Origin of the sequence: Sphingopyxis sp. 113P3 (assembly GCF_001278035.1) — a bacterium.
Classification (GTDB): domain Bacteria; phylum Pseudomonadota; class Alphaproteobacteria; order Sphingomonadales; family Sphingomonadaceae; genus Sphingopyxis.
Genome location: NZ_CP009452.1, coordinates 3,270,808 through 3,289,229 on the forward strand (window position 1 = coordinate 3,270,808; position 18,422 = coordinate 3,289,229).

Below are 18,422 nucleotides of genomic sequence, written 5' to 3' on the forward strand. Positions count from 1 at the left end.
CTATTCCGCCGCCGGGCGTACGCCGCCGATGATCGACAGCGTAATGGCAGTTACCGCGTTGCGGATCGCAGGCTCTGCCAGCGGCGCGAAGACGGGCGAATGATTGGTGGGTGCGGGCTCGCCTTTCGCCTTGAGGTCCGCAAGCACAGCGGGGTCATAGCCGCCGATACCGAAGAACACCGAGGGCACACCGGCCTCGACATATTCCGAATAATCCTCACTGCCCGACAGCGGCGCGGCGCTCGCGGGTGCGAAGACGAGCCCCTTGCCGAACACGGGCCCGAGCAGCGCGGCCGCCGCCGACGCCATCGCCTCGTCGTTCACCAGCGCGCCGGTGCCGCTCAGATAGGTGATCGTGGGCTCAGGAGCATTGCCCATCGCCGCTGCAGCTTTGGCAGCGCGCGCTGTTCCGGTGCGCAAGAGTTCGCGCACTGCGCCTGACTGCGAGCGAAGATTGACCTTCACCTCGGCGCTGTCGGGGATGATGTTGGGGGCGCTGCCCGCGTGGATCGCGCCCACCGTGAGCACACCGAACGCCGCCGGATCCTTCTCGCGGCTGATGAGGAGCTGCGCGTCGGTCACGAAGCGCGCGGCAATCGGAATCGGGTCAATCGTCGCAGCGGGCATCGACCCGTGGCCGCCGCGACCATGGAAGACAATCGAATAGCTGTCCGATGCCGACGAGGAGGGCCCCGCCTTGACCGCCACGACGCCCGAGGGAAGGTTGCTGACGTGCGCGGCAAAGCCGAAATCGGGTCTTGGAAATCGCGTGAGCAGCCCATCATCGAGCATCGCCCGCGCACCCTTCAGCGTTTCTTCGGCTGGCTGGCCGATCAGGACCACTGTGCCCGACCAGCGGTCGCGCATCGCCGACAATGCCTGCGCGACGCCGATCAGATAGGCGACATGGGTGTCGTGGCCGCAGGCATGCATCACGGGCACATCCTTGCCCTCATAGGTCGCGCGCGCCTTGCTCGCCCAGGCAAGGCCGGTCTTTTCCTCCATCGGCAGCGCGTCCATGTCGGCGCGCACGAGGATGGTCGGGCCATCCCCATTTTTGAGTACGCCGACCACGCCGGTGCCGCCGACCTTCTCGGTCACGGCAAAGCCCGCCTTGCGCAGCTGCTGCGCCAGAATCCCGGCGGTGCGCACCTCCTGCATGGCGAGTTCGGGATGACGGTGGAGATCCTTGTAGATCGCCTCGAGCGCGGGATAATTTTCATCGAGCAGCGCCGACAGCCGCGCATGGGCGGCTGCGACGTCGGGCGCCGCCTGTGCACTTGTGGCCACCAAGGACAGGGCCAGCGAAGCCGCCCCCCAAAGTCCGCGCTTCGCCATGATCTGTTCCCCCTGTGCCCGCCGTCAGATGTGGATCGGTTTTCCCGTCACGGCCATCGCGGCTTCCTTGATTGCCTCGCTATGCGTCGGATGCGCGTGGCAGGTGTAGGCGATATCCTCGCTGGTCGCACCGAATTCCATCGCCTGCGCGGCCTGCGCGATCATCGTGCCGGCAACGCTCGCGATGCACCAGACGCCGAGCACGCGATCGGTCTTTGCATCGGCAATAACCTTCACGAAGCCGTCGGGTTCATGGTTGGTCTTGGCGCGGCTGTTGGCGAGCATCGGGAATTTGCCGATCTTGACCTCGCCCTTCTCCTTCGCCGCTTCCTCGGTGAGCCCGACGCCAGCGATTTCGGGCCAGGTGTAGACAACCGACGGGATGACATCGTGGTTCACGATGCCGGTCTGCCCCGCGATATTCTCGGCGCAGGCGATACCTTCATCTTCGGCCTTGTGCGCGAGCATCGGACCGGGCACGACGTCACCGATCGCCCAGATGCCGCTGACCGCGGTGCGGAATCCATGGTCGATCTCGATCTGGCCGCGCTTGTTGACCTCGAGACCCGCCTTGTCGAGAGCGAGCCCGTCGGTGTTCGGGCGGCGGCCGATCGACACGAGAACGACATCGGCTTCGAGCGTCTCGGCCTCGCCGCCGGCCGCCGGCTCGAGCGTCAGCACGGCCTTTTTGCCCTTGACCTCGGCCTTGGTGACCTTGGTCTTGAGCTTGAACTCGATGCCCTGCTTCTTGAAAATCTTGTTCGCCTCCTTGCGGACGTCGCCGTCCATGCCGGGCAGGATCTGATCGAGAAATTCGACGCAGGTGACCTTGGCGCCGAGACGGCGCCAGACGCTTCCGAGTTCGAGCCCGATCACGCCGCCACCGATCACGACCATGTGCCCCGGCACCTTCGCCAGTTCGAGCGCGCCGGTCGAATCGACAATCACGCCCTTTGCATTGTCGACCTCGACGCCCGGGAGCGGCGTAACCGAGGACCCGGTCGCGATGATGATATTCTTCGCGCGTACGGCCTTGCCCGCCACCTCGACGGTGTCGTTCGACGTGAAGCTGGCATAGCCTTTCAGCCAGTCGACCTTGTTCTTCTTGAAGAGGAACTCGATGCCGCCGGTCAGGCCCTTGACCGCATCCTTGCGCTGGCCGTGCATGGCGTCGAGGTCGAGCTGGGGTTTCACCTTGATCCCCATTTTCTCCATCGCGCCGCCGGCCGCGGCTTCAAAATATTCCGACGCATGCAGCATCGCCTTCGACGGGATGCAGCCGACGTTGAGGCAGGTGCCCCCCAGCGTCTCGCGCCCTTCGGCACAAGCGGTCTTGAGCCCCAGCTGCGCCGCGCGAATCGCGGCGACATAGCCGCCCGGACCGGCACCGATGACAAGGACGTCGTAGTCGTAATCAGCCATTATCAACTCCATTCGTCATCCCGGCGGTGCCGGGATCGCTGGCGTCGAGGGCGGCGCCAGGGGGTAGCGGCCCCGGCTTGGCCGGGGCGACGTCTTTACAAATCGATGAGCAGCCGCGTGGGATCCTCGATCGCTTCCTTGATCGTCTTGAGGAAGGTCACCGCCTCACGGCCGTCGACCAGACGGTGGTCGTAGCTGAGCGCCAGATACATCATCGGGCGGATCACGATCTCGCCGTTCCGGACAACCGGGCGGTCCTCGATGCGGTGGAGACCGAGAACGGCCGACTGCGGCGGGTTGATGATCGGTGTCGACATGAGGCCGCCGAACACGCCGCCGTTCGAGATGGTGAAGGTGCCGCCGGTCATGTCTTCCATCGTCAGCGTGCCTTCCTTGGCCCGCTTGCCAAGGTCGGCGATCGCCTTTTCGATCTCGGCAAAGGACAGGCTTTCGGCATTGCGGACGATCGGCACGACGAGCCCGTTGGGCGCACTGACCGCCACCGAGACGTCGAGATAATCATGATAGACGATCTCGTCGCCATCGATCCGTGCATTGACCGCGGGGATGTCATGCGCAGCAAGCGCGACCGCCTTGGTGAAAAAGCTCATGAAGCCGAGGCGAACGCCATGTTTCTTCTCGAAACTCTCGCGATATTTCTCGCGCGTCTCAATCACCGCCGACATGTCGCAGTCGTTGAAGGTGGTCAGCATCGCCGCGGTGTCCTGCGCCGACTTCAGCCGCTTGGCGATCGTCTGGCGCATGCGCGTCATCTTGACCCGCTCTTCGCGGCGGCCCGGGGCACCGCTCGCAGCCGGGGCCGGTGTGGCGGCGGCAGATGCCGGAGCGGCCGCGGACGCGTCGGGAGCGGCATTGGCGGCGGCAAGCACGTCCTCCTTGGTCAGCCGGCCGTCCTTGCCTGTCCCCTTGATCTTGCTCGGATCGAGGCCATGCTCGAGCACCAGCCGCCGCACCGCAGGCGACAGCGTCGGGACCGTGTCGGCCGCCTCGCCCGTCGCAGCGGGAGCGGGCGCGGCGGCTTCGGCCTTCGCCGCCGGAGCGGGTGATGGAGCCGCCGCGGCGGGGTTGCCCGCGCCCGCCTCGATCGTCGCAATCACCGCGCCGACATTGACCGTGTCGCCGACCGCGGCGACCTGCTGGCCCATCACGCCGGCGACCGGGGAGGGCACCTCGACCGCGACCTTGTCGGTTTCAAGGCTCGCGATCGGTTCGTCGACCGCGACCGCATCGCCCGGCTGTTTCAGCCATTCGCCGATCGTCGCTTCGGTGACGCTTTCGCCGAGGGTGGGAACTTTGACTTCGGTGCTCATGGGGTCATTCCTTGCGGGAGATCAGGCTTTTTTCTTGGTACGGCGAATTTCGGCGCGAACGCTGAGGTCGAGCGCATCGGCGACGAGCGCGGCCTGCTCGGTCTGATGGCGGCTCATCAGACCCGTCGCGGGCGATGCCGCGGCGGCGCGGCCAGCATAGCGCGGGCGCATCCCCTTGTGACCCGCCGCATTCAGGCTTTCCTCGATCAGCGATTCAACGAAGAACCAGGCCCCATTGTTGCGCGGCTCTTCCTGCGCCCAAACCACCTCCTGAAGATTTGTCATCCGCTTGAGACGGATGGCAAGCGCTTCTCCCGGGAAGGGGTAGAGCTGTTCGATGCGCACCACGCTGACGTCTTCGAGACCCGCGCTGTCGCGCGCCTCCATCAAATCGTAGGCGACCTTGCCCGAGCAGAGCACCAGCCGCCGGATCTTGTCGTCGGCGGGCGGCGTCATGTCGGATTTGATGCGCATGAAATGACTGTCGCCGAGGAACTCGTCGCGGCTGCTGACCGCGAGCTTGTGCCGCAGGAGCGACTTGGGCGTCATGATGATCAGCGGCTTGCGGAAGTCGCGGAGCATCTGGCGGCGCAATACGTGGAAATAATTGGCCGGCGTCGTGATGTTGCAGACCTGGATATTGTCGCCCGCGCAGAGCTGGAGGAAGCGTTCAAGACGTGCCGAACTATGCTCGGGGCCCTGCCCTTCATAGCCATGCGGCAACAGCATCACGAGGCCGTTGGCGCGCAGCCATTTGGCTTCCCCGCTCGCGATGAACTGGTCGATCATGATCTGCGCGCCGTTGGCGAAGTCGCCGAACTGCGCCTCCCAGAGCACAAGGCTCTTGGGATCGGCCATCGCATAGCCATATTCGAAGCCGAGCACGCCATATTCGCTCAGCGGGCTGTCGAGCACCTCGAAGCGGCCGTGCGGCAGCGTCTTCAATGGCACATATTTCGCCTCGGTCGTCTGGTCGACCCAGACGGCGTGGCGCTGGCTGAACGTACCGCGCCCCGAATCCTGACCCGACAGGCGGACCTGATATCCTTCGCTCAGCAGCGTACCGAATGCGAGCGCCTCGCCGGTCGCCCAGTCGAAATTTTCGCCCGTCTTGAACATCTCCGCGCGCGCGTCGATCACGCGGCGGAGCGTCTTGTGGACGTCGACATCGTCGGGGATGGTGGTGATTGCGCGGCCGACCGCGTCGAACAGCTTGCTCGTCACCCCGGTTTCGACGTTGCGGCGGTTGCCGTCATCATCCTTGGGCGCGTAGAGGCCCGACCAGCGGCCAGCGAACCAGTCCGCCTTGTTGGGTTTGTAATCGGCGCCGAGTTTGAATTCCTCTTCAAGGTGCGCGATGAATTCGGCGCGATGCCGCGTGACAAAATCGGCGTCGATCACGCCTTCGTCGACGAGGCGCGCCGCAAACAGCTCGCTCACCGGCGGGTGCTGCCGGATCGTCTTGTACATCAGCGGCTGGGTGAAGCTCGGCTCGTCGCCCTCATTGTGGCCGAAGCGGCGATAGCACCACATGTCGATGACGATGTCGCGCTTGAACTGCTGGCGGAAATCGATCGCGAGCTTGCACGCGAATGTCACCGCCTCGGGGTCATCGCCGTTGACGTGAAGGATTGGCGCCTGGACGCCCTTGGCGACATCCGAGGGGTAGGGTGAGGAGCGCGCGAATTGCGGGCTCGTCGTGAATCCGATCTGGTTGTTGACGATGAAATGGATGCAGCCGCCGGTGTTGTATCCGCGCACGCCCGAGAAGCCGAGGCATTCCCAGACGATCCCCTGCCCTGCAAAGGCTGCGTCGCCGTGGATCAGCACGGGCAGCACCTGCTCATGCTTGCCAAGGTCGTCACGGTGGACCTGCTGCGCGCGCACCTTGCCGAGCACGACAGGATCGACCGCCTCGAGGTGCGAGGGGTTGGGGACGAGCGACATGTGGACGCTGATCCCGTCAAACTCGCGGTCGGTCGAGGTGCCGAGGTGATATTTGACATCGCCCGACCCGCCTACATCGGTGGGGTTGGCGCTCCCGCCATGGAATTCGTGGAAAATGACGCGGTAGGGCTTCGCCATCACATTGGCGAGCATGTTGAGCCGCCCGCGATGCGCCATGCCATAGACGATTTCGCGGACGCCGTACTGGCCGCCATATTTGATGATGGCTTCCATCGCCGGAATCATCGCCTCGCCGCCATCGAGCCCGAAGCGCTTGGTCCCGACATATTTCTTGGCGAGAAACTTCTCCCACTCCTCGGCGTCGATCACCTTCTTGAGGATCGCCTGCTTGCCCTCGGGGGTGAACTCGACGCGCTTGTCGGCACCCTCCATCCGGTCCTGGAGGAACCGCCGTTCCTCGACATCGGAGATATGCATATATTCGAGGCCGACATGACCGCAGTAATTGGATTGCAGGATCGCGACGATCTCACGCACGCTCGCCTTTTCCAGACCGAGCGTTCCGCCCAGGAAGATCGGCCGGTCCTGGTCCGCGCCGACGAACCCGTGATATTCCGGTGTCAGGTCGGCGGGCAGCTCGCGCTTCGACAGACCAAGCGGATCCAGCTTTGCCGCCAGGTGCCCGCGCACACGATAGGTGCGGATCAGCATCATCGCGCGGATCGCCTCGTCGGCGGCACGCTCGACCTCGGCGTTCGAAAGCGGCTGCCCGGCCTTGGCGGCTGCAGCCTTTACCGCAACCTGCATCTGCTGCGGATCGAGCGCGGCCGTCAGGTCGTCGGCGTCGATCAGGGGCCAGTTCTTCGGCGCCCAGCTCGGGCCGGCCTGCGGCTCGTCGATGTCAAAGCTCTGTCGTTCGAGGTTCATTGTCGTTTCCATTCTCGGGGGAGGAATGGCAGGAGAAGGATAAGGGGATCCGCGCCCGCCGGCAATGCAAAGCCGCCCGCGGGCGCAGGTCCTCAGACGCGTTCCTTCAGCACTTCGGCAAGCGTGGTGCCGAGTTCGGACGGGCTCGCCGACACGGTAATGCCCGCGGCCTCCATCGCGGCGATCTTGCTTTCTGCGTCGCCCTTGCCGCCCGACACGATCGCGCCGGCGTGGCCCATGCGGCGTCCCGGAGGCGCCGTGCGGCCCGCGATGAAGCCGACCATCGGCTTCTTGCGGCCGCGCTTCGCCTCGTCGATCAGGAACTGCGCCGCCTGCTCCTCGGCGTCGCCGCCGATCTCGCCGATCATGATGATCGACTTGGTTTCATCGTCGGCGAGGAAGAGTTCGAGCACGTCGATGAAGTTGGTGCCATTGACCGGGTCCCCGCCGATGCCGACGGCGGTCGTCTGGCCCAGCCCGACGTTCGAGGTCTGAAACACCGCTTCATAGGTCAGCGTACCGGAGCGCGAGACGACACCGACGCTGCCCTTCTTGAAGATCGAACCCGGCATGATGCCGATCTTGCACTCGTCAGGCGTCAGCACGCCCGGGCAGTTCGGGCCGATCAGCCGCGATTTCGATCCCGAAAGGGCGCGCTTGACCTTCACCATGTCGAGCACGGGAATGCCCTCGGTGATCGCGACAATAAGCTCGATCTCGGCATCGATCGCCTCGAGGATCGAGTCCGCTGCGAACGGCGGCGGAACATAGATGACCGATGCGGTCGCACCGGTCGCATGCTTGGCTTCGGCGACCGTATCGAACATCGGCAGGCCGATATGGGTCGTCCCGCCCTTGCCCGGCGTCACGCCGCCGACCATCTGCGTGCCATAGGCGAGCGCCTGTTCGGTATGGAAGGTGCCGGTTGCACCCGTCATGCCTTGCGTGATGACCTTGGTATTCTTGTCGATGAGAATGGACATAGTCTGGCTTCCGTTTCGCATTTCCCCGGCGGAAGCCGGGGTCCATCGGGGGAGATCCCCGGCGTGAGCCGGGGAGCAGAAATCAGGCGAGGCTGGTGTCGAGCGCCTTGCACGCCTCGAGCAGTTCCTTCACCGCATCGACCGAGACCTTGAGGCCCGCCTTGTCGGCCTCGTCGAGTTCGATCTCGATGACTTTCTCCACGCCATTCGCACCGATCAGGACAGGAACGCCAACATAAAGACCGTCAACGCCATATTCGCCGTCGACATAGGCGGCGCAGGGCAGGATGCGCTTCTGGTCGCCGAGATAGGCCTCTGCCATCGCAATGCCCGATGCAGCAGGTGCGTAGAAGGCCGAACCGGTACCGAGCAGTGCGACGATTTCGCCGCCGCCGCCACGAGTGCGCTTGACGATCGCGTCGATCTTTTCCTGGCTCGAGAGGCCCATCTTGACGAGGTCGGGGACCGGGATACCGTTGACGGTCGAGTAGCGGACGACGGGAACCATCGTGTCGCCGTGGCCGCCGAGAACGAAGGTGTTCACATCCTTCACCGACACGTTGAACTCGTCCGCGATGAAGTGGCTGAAGCGCGCCGAATCGAGCACGCCGGCCATGCCGACGACCTTGTTGTGCGGGAGTCCCGAGAATTCGCGCAGCGCCCAGACCATGGCATCGAGGGGGTTGGTGATGCAGATGACGAAGGCGTCAGGAGCGTTGGCCTTGATGCCCTCGCCCACGGCCTTCATCACCTTGAGGTTGATGCCGAGCAGGTCGTCGCGGCTCATCCCCGGCTTGCGGGCGACCCCGGCGGTGACGATGATGACGTCGGCGCCGGCGATGTCCTTATAATCGTTCGAGCCGGTGATCCTTGCGTCGAAGCCGGCGATCGGGCCGACCTGCGAGAGGTCGAGCGCCTTGCCCTGCGGCACGCCTTCAACCACATCGAACAGCACGACGTCGCCGAGTTCCTTCTGCGCGGCGAGCAGCGCCAGTGTTCCGCCGATATTCCCGGCTCCGATCAAAGCGATCTTCTTGCGTCCCATGGCGCGCGGCACTCCCTTCTGGCAAGCCCGGCTATGCTTCACGGGACCGGCGGGGGCACGGGCCATTACCACCGAGCCGGCCAAAGACTGGCGACGCCCCTACGCCGATTCCCTTGAGGAAACAACCGGCAAAAGGACGAAAATCAGCCTTTTTCTGCAAATAGTTCGCAATAGCGATAATCCACTATCTTCTTGTGGGAGTCGTGGCCTGAGGAGCGCCCGGGACAGGGGCGAGCTTTGACTTGGCCTCGGCGAACGAGGAGGATAAGTCTTCGCCTCGCGCACCGAGAAGGAGCTTGAGCATGGTCAGACGCAGCGCCGCCGGATTGGCTTTCGCTCTCTCGCTTAGCATTGCCGCGCCGACCCAGGCCAGCGAGAAGGGCTGGGACGACGCCGGCACGATCGCGAAAAATGCCCTGGTCGTCGCCGCCTTTGGCGTGCCGGCTGTGCAAGGCGACTGGGAAGGCGTTCTCGAGGCTGGCGGGAGCGTCGGCGGCACGATCCTGATCACCCAGGGCCTCAAGCAAGCCTTTCCGTCGCGCCGTCCGGATGGCAGTGACAACAAGAGTTTTCCCTCAGGCCACGCATCGACGAGCTTCGCTGCCGCAGCGACTCTTCACAATCGCTATGGCTGGGAAGCGGGATTGCCTGCCTATATCGTCGCCTCCTTCGTCGGATTGAGCCGCGTCGAGGCGAAACGGCACCGGGTGGGCGACGTGCTCGCGGGGGCGGTGATCGGCACTGCGACGGGACATCTCGTCACGACCAGGGCGAACGAGCGCGTCCAGCTCCTTCCCTGGGGCGATACGAAGAGCGCGGGCGTCGATGTGACCTTGCGTTTCTAGGGGGCAAACGGCGCTTAACTCTCCCTTATCCCGGCCTTGCTATGGCCCGTATCATGACGCGGGCGATCATCAGCTTTGATACCGAAATGTCGGCCGGCCTCCACCAGCGGGGGTTCGATGCGCGTGCCAACTTCGAAAGCTCGATTCTCGGCCGCTGCCGCGACGGCGATTTCGGTATCCATTTCCAGATGGACATGCTCGACCGCTTCGGCCTCAAGGGCGTGTTCTTCGTCGATCCGATGCCTGCCCTCGTGCTCGGTCCGAAAATCGTCGAAGCGATCGTCCAGCCAATCGTCCGCCGCGGACACGAGGTCCAGCTCCACATTCATACCGAGTGGCTGCGGTTTGCGCGGCTGAACCCGGTGGGCCGCATGACGGGGCGCAACATCGGCGACTTTCCGCTCGCAGCGCAAAAAAGACTGATCGGGCTCGCCAGCGACATGTTGACCCGGTCGGGTGCGCCGCGCCCCATCGCTTTTCGCGCCGGGAATTTCGGCGCGAACGACGACACCTTGCGCGCGCTCGCAGCGCTCGGCTTCCAGTATGACAGCAGCTTCAACGCGGCCTGGGTAGGCCAGGGCTGCGCGATCACGCTCGACCCCGACAACCTTGGCATGCGCTATCACCACGGCGTCTGCGAGGTTCCCGTTAGCGGCCTGCTCGAGGACGCCGAACGCTTTCGCCCAGCGCAGCTGTGCGCGATGTCGGAGGAGGAGATGCGCGACGCGCTCGACCATGTCGCGGCGCGCGGTGCGATCCAATTCTCCGCCTTCAGCCACAGCTTCGAGCTTCTCAGCCGGGACCGCGCCGTACCCAACCGGCTCGCGATCGCGCGGATGGAGGCGCTGTGCCGCGCGGTTGCCGAAGACGCGCGGGTAACGAGCGGCGGCTTTTCCGGGCTGCCCCTGCCGCCACCCGAGCCGGGCCGCATCCATGTTGCAAAGCCGCGCATGCTGCGAACCGTTCGCCGCCGGATCGAGCAGGCGATCGGGCATGTCGCCCATGAGCTGCGCTATGTTCGCAGTCTCATCTATGTGGCGCTCAACTCATCACGCTGGGGCGGCGCGATCAGCGGCATCATCCTGGCCGTGGCCTAGCGCCAGATAGTCATCCGACTGCATCTCGGCGAGCCGGCTCGCGGTGCGTTCGAACTCGAAGGCCCCATCGCCCGCGACGTAGAGCGCGTCGGGCTCCGCCGCCGCGCTCGCAAGCAGCTTGACCTTATATTCGTAAAGTGCGTCGATCAGCGTGACGAAGCGCGCGGCCTCGTTGCGGTTTTCAGGCCCCATGCGCGGGATGCCGACGAGGATCACGGCATGAAAATGCCGCGCGACGGCGAGATAGTCGGCCGCGCCGCGCGCTTCGCCGCACAGGCGCTTGAACGAGAAGACCGCAACACCCTTGAGCGCCTTCGGCACATGCAGCGTCCGTCCTCCGCCGACGTCAAGGTCCAGCGAAGGGACATGCGCGCGGTCCTCGGGCGGATAGTCGGTAAGGCGAAAGAAGGCGGCGGAAAGCGCTTCGGTCGCTGCCGCGTCGGCAGGGACGAACCAGCGCCTGCCATCGCCGAGCCGGTGCCGGCGATAATCGGTCGGGCCGTTCAAACCCATGACGTCGAGCCGCGCCTCGATGAGCGCGATGAAGGGGAGAAAATGCTCCCGGTTGAGCCCGTCCTTGTAGAGGTCGCGAGGCGGCCGGTTCGAGGTAGCGACCACAGTGACCCCGCACCCGATCAGCGCGGTGAACAGGCGCGAGAGGATCATGGCATCGGCACTGTTGTTCACCACCATTTCGTCAAAGGCGAGACAGCGGACATTTTCCGCGAGCGACGCCGCGACGATCGGGATAGGATCGCCTGCCTCGCTCTTTCGCACCTCGCGCATCCGGGCGTGAACCTCCTGCATGAAGGCATGAAAATGGACGCGCCGCTTTCGCTGGATGCCGAGCCGATCATAGAAGAGGTCCATCAGCATCGACTTGCCGCGCCCGACCGCGCCCCAGAGATAGACGCCGCGCGGGGATTCGGCCTTGCGGCCGGCAATCCGCCACAACAGGCTGCCGCGCGGCGGCGATGCCTCCAGCTCCGCCTGCAGCCAGTTCAATCGCTCGGCGGCGGCCCGCTGCTCGGGATCGGACTTGAGTTCACCGGCGGCAACGAGCGCATCATAGGCCGCAAGGACCGATGTCACTTGGGGCTCGCCTTTCGGATCGTGCCCGCAAAGCTCAAGACGATATGATCGTCATTTGCGCCCTGCACGACCAGTCCGCGCAGAAAGATGAGCCGGCCGGTCTCGCGCACCAGTTCAACAAGGGCATCGAGCGGCTCGCCGATCCGCCCGGCACCCACGAACTGCGTCGAAAGATCGAGCGTCACCGAATGGCCGGCATCGAGCGACCCGAACTGGTGCGAGGCCGCGAACAGCGCAACGTCGACGAGCCCGAGCGATACCGCGCCATGGACATTGTCGCCGAGATTGCTGTGCCTGCGCTCAGGAAGCATGCGCACACGGGCACGCGGCCGGCCATCCGAGGTCGGCGGTTCGGCGCGGACCGACAAAGGTTCAAGATAGGCGTTGAACCGCGTGGGGTCCCTGAGGTTCCAGCTAACCCAGCCGTCGTCGAGCGCCACCGCGCTGAAATGTTCGCCGCGCTTCGGTTCCTCGATACTGTCGTTCACACCTGCCGCTCGGCCTCGAGCTTCTTGATCTCGGCAATCGCGCGCGCCGGGCTCAGTCCCTTGGGACAGGCGTTGGCGCAATTCATGATCGTGTGGCAGCGATAGAGGCGGAACGGGTCTTCGAGCTCGTCGAGCCGTTCGCCGGTATATTCGTCGCGGCTGTCGGCGAGCCAGCGATAGGCCTGGAGCAGGATTGCGGGGCCCAGGAACTTGTCGCTGTTCCACCAATAGCTCGGGCAGCTGGTCGAGCAGCAGGCGCACAGAATGCATTCATAAAGACCGTCGAGCTTTTCGCGCTCTTCGGGCGACTGGAGGCGCTCCTTGCCGCTCGGCGTCGTCGTCTTGGTCTTCAGCCACGGCTCGATCGAGGCATATTGCGCATAGAAATGCGTAAAGTCGGGAACGAGGTCCTTGATCACTTCCATATGCGGCAGCGGAGTGATCGTGATGTCGCCCTTCAGATCCTCGATCGCGGTGGTGCAGGCGAGGCCGTTCTTGCCATTCATGTTCATCGAGCAGCTGCCGCAGATGCCTTCGCGGCACGAGCGGCGGAAGGTCAGCGTCGAATCCTGCTCGCTCTTCATCTTGATGAGTGCATCGAGCACCATCGGGCCGCAGGTTTCGGTGTCGATCTCGAAGGTGTCGAAATACGGATTGCGGCCGCTGTCGGGATTGTAGCGATAGACTTTGAACTTCTTGACGCGGGTCGCCCCCTCGGCCTTGTGGACCGTGCCGTTCTTCTCGATACGGCTGTTCTTGGGCAGGCGAAATTCGGCCATGTCGCGGGCTCCCTTGTGCAATCGCGCGCTGCCTAGACCCGATTCACGGAGTCGACAAGGGGTTGAAAGCGCGAAAGCTGCTGGCGAGCGAGGAAGCAAGTCGCTAGGGGCGCTGCGATGAGCGATGACGCCGCCGCCTCCCCTGCCGTCACCAGCCGCCACGTCGCGCGCGGCCTCGGCACGACCGTGCTCGCGCGCCTGGGGGCGGTGGTCGAAATCGTCGCGCAGCCGCTTTATGTGCTGATGTTCGGGCTCGCGGGCTACGGCCTCTATGCCGTGCTCTGGGCGACGATCAACCTTCTTGAGAATATCTTCGACACGGGGATGACGAGCGCCATGCAGCGCACGGTGCCCCAATCGGCGAGCGACGGCGAAGCTGCGGCGGCACTACGCACCGCAATGTTTTTCGGCGTTGGCCCGTGCCTGATCGTTGCGGCCCTGATCGCAGCCTTCGCCGCCGATCTGGCGCCGCTGCTCAACGTCGCCGAAAAGGACCGGCCGCTCGTCATTCCCGCGATCCAGCTCTTTGTCTGGGCGCTGCCGCTCTGGGCTTTCGTCGAGATTGCGACCTCGGCGATGCGCGCGCGCATGGTGTTCGGGGCCGAGATCCGGCTGCGCATTGTCTGGGAACAGATCATGCGCCTCGTCTTCGCCGGGCTCTTTTTCGCGGGCGGCCTCGGCCTCAAGGGGCTGTTCATCGCGCATCTCTGCTCGCTGGCCGTAACCGCCTTCCTCTGCGTTCGCCTGCTCGCGCGCTATTACAGCTTCGCTGACCTCTGGCGCGGTCCGTGGACCAGCGTCAGTGCGCGCAGCACTTTCTGGGCTGGTCTCTCGATCCTGCCCTCCAACGTTATCGCGCGGCTATTCGGCGATGCCCCCGCGCTGATTCTCAACTTGCTGCTTCCAGGCGCTGCGGGCGCGGCGGCGGCGGGACTCTTTACCATCGCGCGCAAGCTCTCGAGCGTCGTCCAGCTCGTTCGCATCGCCTTTGTCTATGTCCTCGCCCCTCTTGCGGCGAGTGCCGAGCGGTCCGACCGCGCGCAGGTTGCCGACATCTACGCCTATGCGACACGCCTGATCTTCGCGATCGCCTTGCCGCTCGCCGCCGTGCTCGCCGCGGGCAGCTCGTCGCTGCTCGGCCTGTTCGGGGCGCAGGCGCATATCGCGCAGGCCGCGGTCATCATCCTGCTCTTTGCGCGTGCTCTCGAGGCCGTGCTCGGGATTTCGCTCCCGGTACTTCAGGTGGTTGCGGCCTTCCGCCACCAGCTCACCGCGAGCATCCTGGGCGTAATCGTCGCAGTCGGCGCGGGCTGGGTGATTGTCGGCCACATGGACGCGCTGACCGGCGTTACCCTCGCCATGTCGATCGGCCTCGTCGTGATGGCGGGCATTCCGATGATCCAGCTCGCCGCGGGCGAGCGCCTCCATCCTTTTGACCATCAATTCCCGAAGGTCGCATCGATCGGCCTTGCGATCACCCTTGGTTCAGGCACCATCGCGCTGCTCGCGAGCCGCCTGCCCGATCCGCTCGCGCTACCACTGATCGCGATCATTGCCGCAGGTGCCATCTGGCTCTCGCTACGCTTCGCCCTGCCCGGCGCCGACCGCGCTTCGCTTGGCAAGACCGCGCGGCGACTGCGCCTTGTAAGGTAATAGCGAGACGTTCCCGCGCTTCTCGCCAGGCGCGGGCCGAAGCCTCGCGCCTTCCTTCCGGTAAAAGGGATCGCGAGCACCTCCCTCATTGGGGGGCGAGCGAAATGGATGGCGAGTTCCTTCATCCACGGTCTTATTTTGGCCGCAAATTCTGGTAGAGGGGTCGCCACTTTTTTACGCCGCGATCGCGGCCAACAGGCGGAACTTTATGTACCAGCAAGAACTCGCCCGCAGCGGCAAGCGCCTTTTCTTCATTCGCGGCACCTATATTTACATCACCATCGCGATCTCGGTGCTGATTGCCTGGTGCTCAAAGGATTGGGGACCGTTCAAATCCGCGGCCGGCGATTGCGCCTGGTTCTGGGTATCGCTGGCCGTTGCAAGCGCCGGCGCAATCATCCGCGTCTTCACCAGCGGCTGGGCCGCGCTCGGCACCTCGGGCCGCGCCAAGGTCGCCGCCGAGGCGAGCGAACTCAACACGACCGGCCCTTACAGCCTGGTACGCAACCCGCTTTACGTCGGGCGCATCCTCAATTTCACCGGCCTCGCGATGCTCTCGGGAAGCTGGGTGTTCGGCGCGATCGTCTTCCTCCTCGCCATCCTCATCTACGAGCGCATCTCGATCTATGAAGAAGAATTCCTGCGCGAAAAATTCGGCGCGGCGCATGCCGAGTGGGCGAAGGACGTTCCCGCGCTCCTCCCTCGCCTCACGGGCTGGGTGAAGCCGAAATACCCCTTCTGGTGGAAGCGCATGATCTGGCGCGAACAGAACAAGCTTTTCCTCCTCGCAACGACCGTCTTTCTGACCTGGTTTGCACGCCTCGATTTCAATGTCGACGCGCTGACACCCGCGCAGTGGAATTGGGTCTATGCCTATGGAGCGCTCGTCGTCGTCCGCTTCTTCATCGGCGGGCTCAAGATGATCGGCTTCTTCAAGGAACTGAGCTGAGCGCATGGGGGAGCAGCTTGCTCCCCTGATCGCCGTGGTCGGCAGCGACGGGTCGGGAAAATCGACCCTGTCGGCGGACCTGCTTGCCCATATCCAGAAGACCCGCCGCGCCGAGGCGGGCTACCTCGGCCTCGGATCGGGCGAACAGGGACGGCGGATCGGGCGCTGGCCAATCATCGGACCTCCGCTCCACCGCTGGCTCGACGGCATCGCCGACCGCTTGCGCGATCCGGAGGCGCCGATCCCGGGCCTGCTCGCCGCGCGCTACGCTCTCCGCCGATCGAAGCGGCGGCGCGCAAAGTTCGACGCGCTGGTTGCGCAGCGCCGCGCCGGCATAACCGTCGTTACCGACCGCTATCCCCAGCAAGAGGTCCCAGGTCTTCACGACGGCCCGATCCTCGCGGGCCGGGCGACCAGCCCGCGCCTCGCTGCGATCCAGTCCGAAGAGCGTGCGCTTTACGCCGAAATGGCGGCCTATGTGCCGACGCTGGTCATCCGCCTTCACGTCGACGTCGACACGGTGATGGCGCGCAAGCCCGACCACGACCGCGCGCTGATCACGCGCAAGGTCGAGACGGTCCCCTTGCTCACGATGGGCGGGGCGCCGATCGTCGATATCGACGCGACAATTCCCTATGAAGAGGAGCTCGCGCTGGCGATGGCCGCGGTCGACAAGGCGCTGGCCTCGGCCTGAGGGGCCGATCTCGGCGGAACGCTGAGCCGCCGCAGCGCTGGCCTGCCTTCGGTCAGCCTCGCCCCCCTTCGAAGCGCTCGTGCCGGGCGGTCTTTATCTCCGCCCCGCCATAATCGTCTCGATCAACGCGATATCGGCAGGTTTGTCGGCGTCGATGCACGCCTCGCCCTCTGACATTGGAACGACCTTCGCCGTCAATCCGAAGCGCCGCCCGGCGCGCGCAACGCCCTGGTGGATAGTGACCAACCGCAGCACCACGGCAAGCAGCAGCGCCGGACCAAAGGCGGCGATGATCTTCAGTCCCTTCTTGCGGTCGCGTTCGATCCGCCCCCAGAAGTCGAGAAGGGGCAGCACGCGGCGCCCACGCAGGCGAAAAAGGTTCGCACCCGACCACCAGCCGCCGCGGAACTTGAGCCAGGTGCGCTTCGATTCGGGGTAGCGTGCAAGCAGCACATCATGTTCAACCATCGCCACCGCGACGTCGCTATCCTCGGCGCCGACCAGGAATTCGGCGATCATCGCCGGGGTCAACAGCACATTGTCGGCGGTCGTCACCAGCACCGGCGCGTCGCCCTCGGGCAGCGCGGCAGCGAGCGAACTGCTGATCCCCTGCCCCGAGTCCGCGAAATGCAGGTCTGCAAAGCCGTCAAGGTTCGCCGCGGCAGCGAGCTCGGCGCTGTCCTGCGCGAGAATGGTGATCGGTCCCACGAGCGGCGACGCGCGGAGCGCGCCCACGACATGCGCAAGCATCGGCCGACCAGCGATTGAAAGCAGCGCCTTGGTCGACACGCCGCTGCCGGTCAGCAGCGGATCGGGGCCGGGCCGACTGCCGGCCAGGACGATGGCGGGGATCGTCACTGCGCAGCCTCCGCCTGCGGGGCGACGCGCCGCGCGGTGACCCCGCGCAGGAAATCGCTCGCCTCGGCCAGCACCGGTCCTCTTGTGCGGAAGGGCGCTGCGAGGGCCATGACGATGCCGGTGTGGCCGACACCCGGATAGATGCGAAGGCTCGCTGCGCCGCCCGCCGCCCGAACCGCCGCGACGAGATTCTGACTGTTGCGCGGCCGCACCGTTTCATCCTCGTCCCCGGTCGCGAGCCAGAGCGGAGGCGCGTCCCCGCGAGCAAAGGCGATCGGCTGCGTTTTCTCGGCGGGGCGGACCTTGCCCATCGCCTTGTCGGCGTGGCCGCCCTTCTCTATCGGCAGAAAATCATAGGGACCCGCGAGGCCCGCAACGCCGCGGATCGCTGCGGGGTCGCTCCCCGCGCCGCGCAGCCACTGCGGATCGAGCGCGAGCATCACCGCATTATAGGCGCCCGCCGAATGGCCCATCAGCGCAATGCGGTCGGGATCGCCGCCGAACCTGCCGATATGTGCCCCAACCCACGCGACCGCCGCCGCGCTGTCGTGGAGAAAATCTGACCAATGCGCCTTGGGGGCGAGTCTGTAGTCGGGAATGACGGTCACGAACCCCGCTTCGGCGAGCGCCCGGCCGGCAAAACCATAATGTTCGCGGTCGCCGTTGCTCCAGCCGCCCCCATAGAAGAAGGTGACCACCGGGAGGCGATCGTCGGAACCGGCCCCTTCGGGCACCCAGATGTCGAGAAGATGGCGGGGATCATCGCCATAGGGCACGCCCGCCGCCGCGCGGCGCGCACCCCGGCCCCCGAGCAGCCGGTCGGCCATATCGAGGGAACGGGCGCCGCCCGCGACAACGGCCTTCGCGCCGCCACCGAACAGCAGGAGAAGTACGGCCGCGAATAAAAGGAATTTGATCAACCGCGATTCCCTGACATCGTGACCCTTCCATCCCCCCCGCGCCCTACAGGCGCCCGCGCCCGCGAACAAGCGCCATGGCACGCCACCTTTTCC

Annotated in this window: 16 protein-coding genes; 5 read left to right on the forward strand and 11 right to left on the reverse strand. The window is 65.2% G+C overall.

Annotated elements, in window-relative coordinates:
• The 6 genes from LH20_RS15845 to mdh form a co-directional block, all read right to left on the reverse strand.
• Positions 1-1,338 carry an amidohydrolase gene (locus LH20_RS15845; protein WP_053555057.1) on the reverse strand — a complete coding sequence of 446 codons (1,338 nt, stop codon included), beginning with the start codon at positions 1,336-1,338 and terminating at the stop codon, positions 1-3.
• Positions 1,339-1,362: 24 nt separating this feature from the next.
• Positions 1,363-2,760, reverse strand: a complete 1,398-nt coding sequence (gene lpdA / locus LH20_RS15850; RefSeq protein ID WP_053555058.1) for a dihydrolipoyl dehydrogenase — start codon at positions 2,758-2,760, stop codon at positions 1,363-1,365.
• 95 nt (positions 2,761-2,855) lie between these two features.
• Positions 2,856-4,091, reverse strand: coding sequence for a 2-oxoglutarate dehydrogenase complex dihydrolipoyllysine-residue succinyltransferase (gene odhB, locus LH20_RS15855; protein WP_053555059.1), 1,236 nt, complete (start codon positions 4,089-4,091; stop codon positions 2,856-2,858).
• A 21-nt stretch (positions 4,092-4,112) separates the two neighbouring features.
• The gene (locus LH20_RS15860; protein ID WP_053555060.1) at positions 4,113-6,926 is read right to left on the reverse strand and encodes a 2-oxoglutarate dehydrogenase E1 component; all 2,814 of its coding nucleotides are present in this window, start codon (positions 6,924-6,926) and stop codon (positions 4,113-4,115) included.
• Positions 6,927-7,018: 92 nt separating this feature from the next.
• Positions 7,019-7,909 (reverse strand): succinate--CoA ligase subunit alpha, encoded by an 891-nt coding sequence (gene sucD, locus LH20_RS15865; protein WP_053555061.1) that lies wholly within the window; start codon positions 7,907-7,909, stop codon positions 7,019-7,021.
• Positions 7,910-7,991: 82 nt separating this feature from the next.
• A complete protein-coding gene (gene mdh / locus LH20_RS15870; RefSeq protein WP_053555062.1) occupies positions 7,992-8,954 on the reverse strand; it encodes a malate dehydrogenase in 963 nt (320 codons plus the stop codon).
• A 302-nt stretch (positions 8,955-9,256) separates the two neighbouring features.
• Here mdh and LH20_RS15875 point away from each other — a divergent pair, with 302 nt between their 5' ends.
• Both LH20_RS15875 and LH20_RS15880 read left to right on the forward strand, forming a co-directional pair.
• Positions 9,257-9,799: a phosphatase PAP2 family protein gene (locus tag LH20_RS15875; protein WP_053555063.1), complete on the forward strand. Its 543-nt coding sequence runs from the start codon at positions 9,257-9,259 to the stop codon at positions 9,797-9,799.
• Positions 9,800-9,852: 53 nt separating this feature from the next.
• Complete coding sequence (locus LH20_RS15880; protein ID WP_053556326.1) at positions 9,853-10,896, forward strand: polysaccharide deacetylase family protein; 1,044 nt, start codon at positions 9,853-9,855, stop codon at positions 10,894-10,896.
• On the opposite strand, the gene zapE is transcribed toward LH20_RS15880, so the two are convergent.
• The 3 genes from zapE to LH20_RS15895 are packed head-to-tail and all read right to left on the reverse strand — an operon-like array spanning position 10,849 to position 13,255.
• A complete protein-coding gene (gene zapE, locus LH20_RS15885; RefSeq protein ID WP_053555064.1) occupies positions 10,849-11,988 on the reverse strand; it encodes a cell division protein ZapE in 1,140 nt (379 codons plus the stop codon). The genes LH20_RS15880 and zapE overlap by 48 nt on opposite strands.
• Entirely contained in the window at positions 11,985-12,476 is a 492-nt protein-coding gene (locus LH20_RS15890; protein ID WP_083455456.1) for a PaaI family thioesterase, read from the reverse strand. Before LH20_RS15890 ends, zapE begins: the two co-directional genes overlap by 4 nt.
• Positions 12,473-13,255: a succinate dehydrogenase iron-sulfur subunit gene (locus LH20_RS15895; RefSeq protein ID WP_053555065.1), complete on the reverse strand. Its 783-nt coding sequence runs from the start codon at positions 13,253-13,255 to the stop codon at positions 12,473-12,475. Before LH20_RS15895 ends, LH20_RS15890 begins: the two co-directional genes overlap by 4 nt.
• A gap of 117 nt (positions 13,256-13,372) precedes the next feature.
• Between LH20_RS15895 and LH20_RS15900 the strand changes: the two genes are divergently transcribed.
• From LH20_RS15900 to LH20_RS15910, 3 genes are all read left to right on the forward strand, one after another.
• Positions 13,373-14,908 (forward strand): lipopolysaccharide biosynthesis protein, encoded by a 1,536-nt coding sequence (locus tag LH20_RS15900; RefSeq protein WP_053555066.1) that lies wholly within the window; start codon positions 13,373-13,375, stop codon positions 14,906-14,908.
• A 208-nt stretch (positions 14,909-15,116) separates the two neighbouring features.
• Positions 15,117-15,857, forward strand: coding sequence for a methyltransferase family protein (locus LH20_RS15905; protein ID WP_053555067.1), 741 nt, complete (start codon positions 15,117-15,119; stop codon positions 15,855-15,857).
• A 4-nt stretch (positions 15,858-15,861) separates the two neighbouring features.
• The gene (locus LH20_RS15910) at positions 15,862-16,551 is read left to right on the forward strand and encodes a hypothetical protein (RefSeq protein ID WP_053555068.1); all 690 of its coding nucleotides are present in this window, start codon (positions 15,862-15,864) and stop codon (positions 16,549-16,551) included.
• Between the two features lie 93 nt (positions 16,552-16,644).
• Here the strand turns inward: LH20_RS15910 and LH20_RS15915 are convergent, their stop codons facing one another.
• Together LH20_RS15915 and LH20_RS15920 are read right to left on the reverse strand one after the other, a co-directional pair.
• Positions 16,645-17,409: a nucleotidyltransferase family protein gene (locus LH20_RS15915; protein WP_053555069.1), complete on the reverse strand. Its 765-nt coding sequence runs from the start codon at positions 17,407-17,409 to the stop codon at positions 16,645-16,647.
• A complete protein-coding gene (locus LH20_RS15920) occupies positions 17,406-18,329 on the reverse strand; it encodes an alpha/beta hydrolase (RefSeq protein WP_053555070.1) in 924 nt (307 codons plus the stop codon). The genes LH20_RS15915 and LH20_RS15920 overlap by 4 nt, the downstream gene beginning before the upstream one ends.
• Positions 18,330-18,422: the final 93 nt, after the last annotated feature.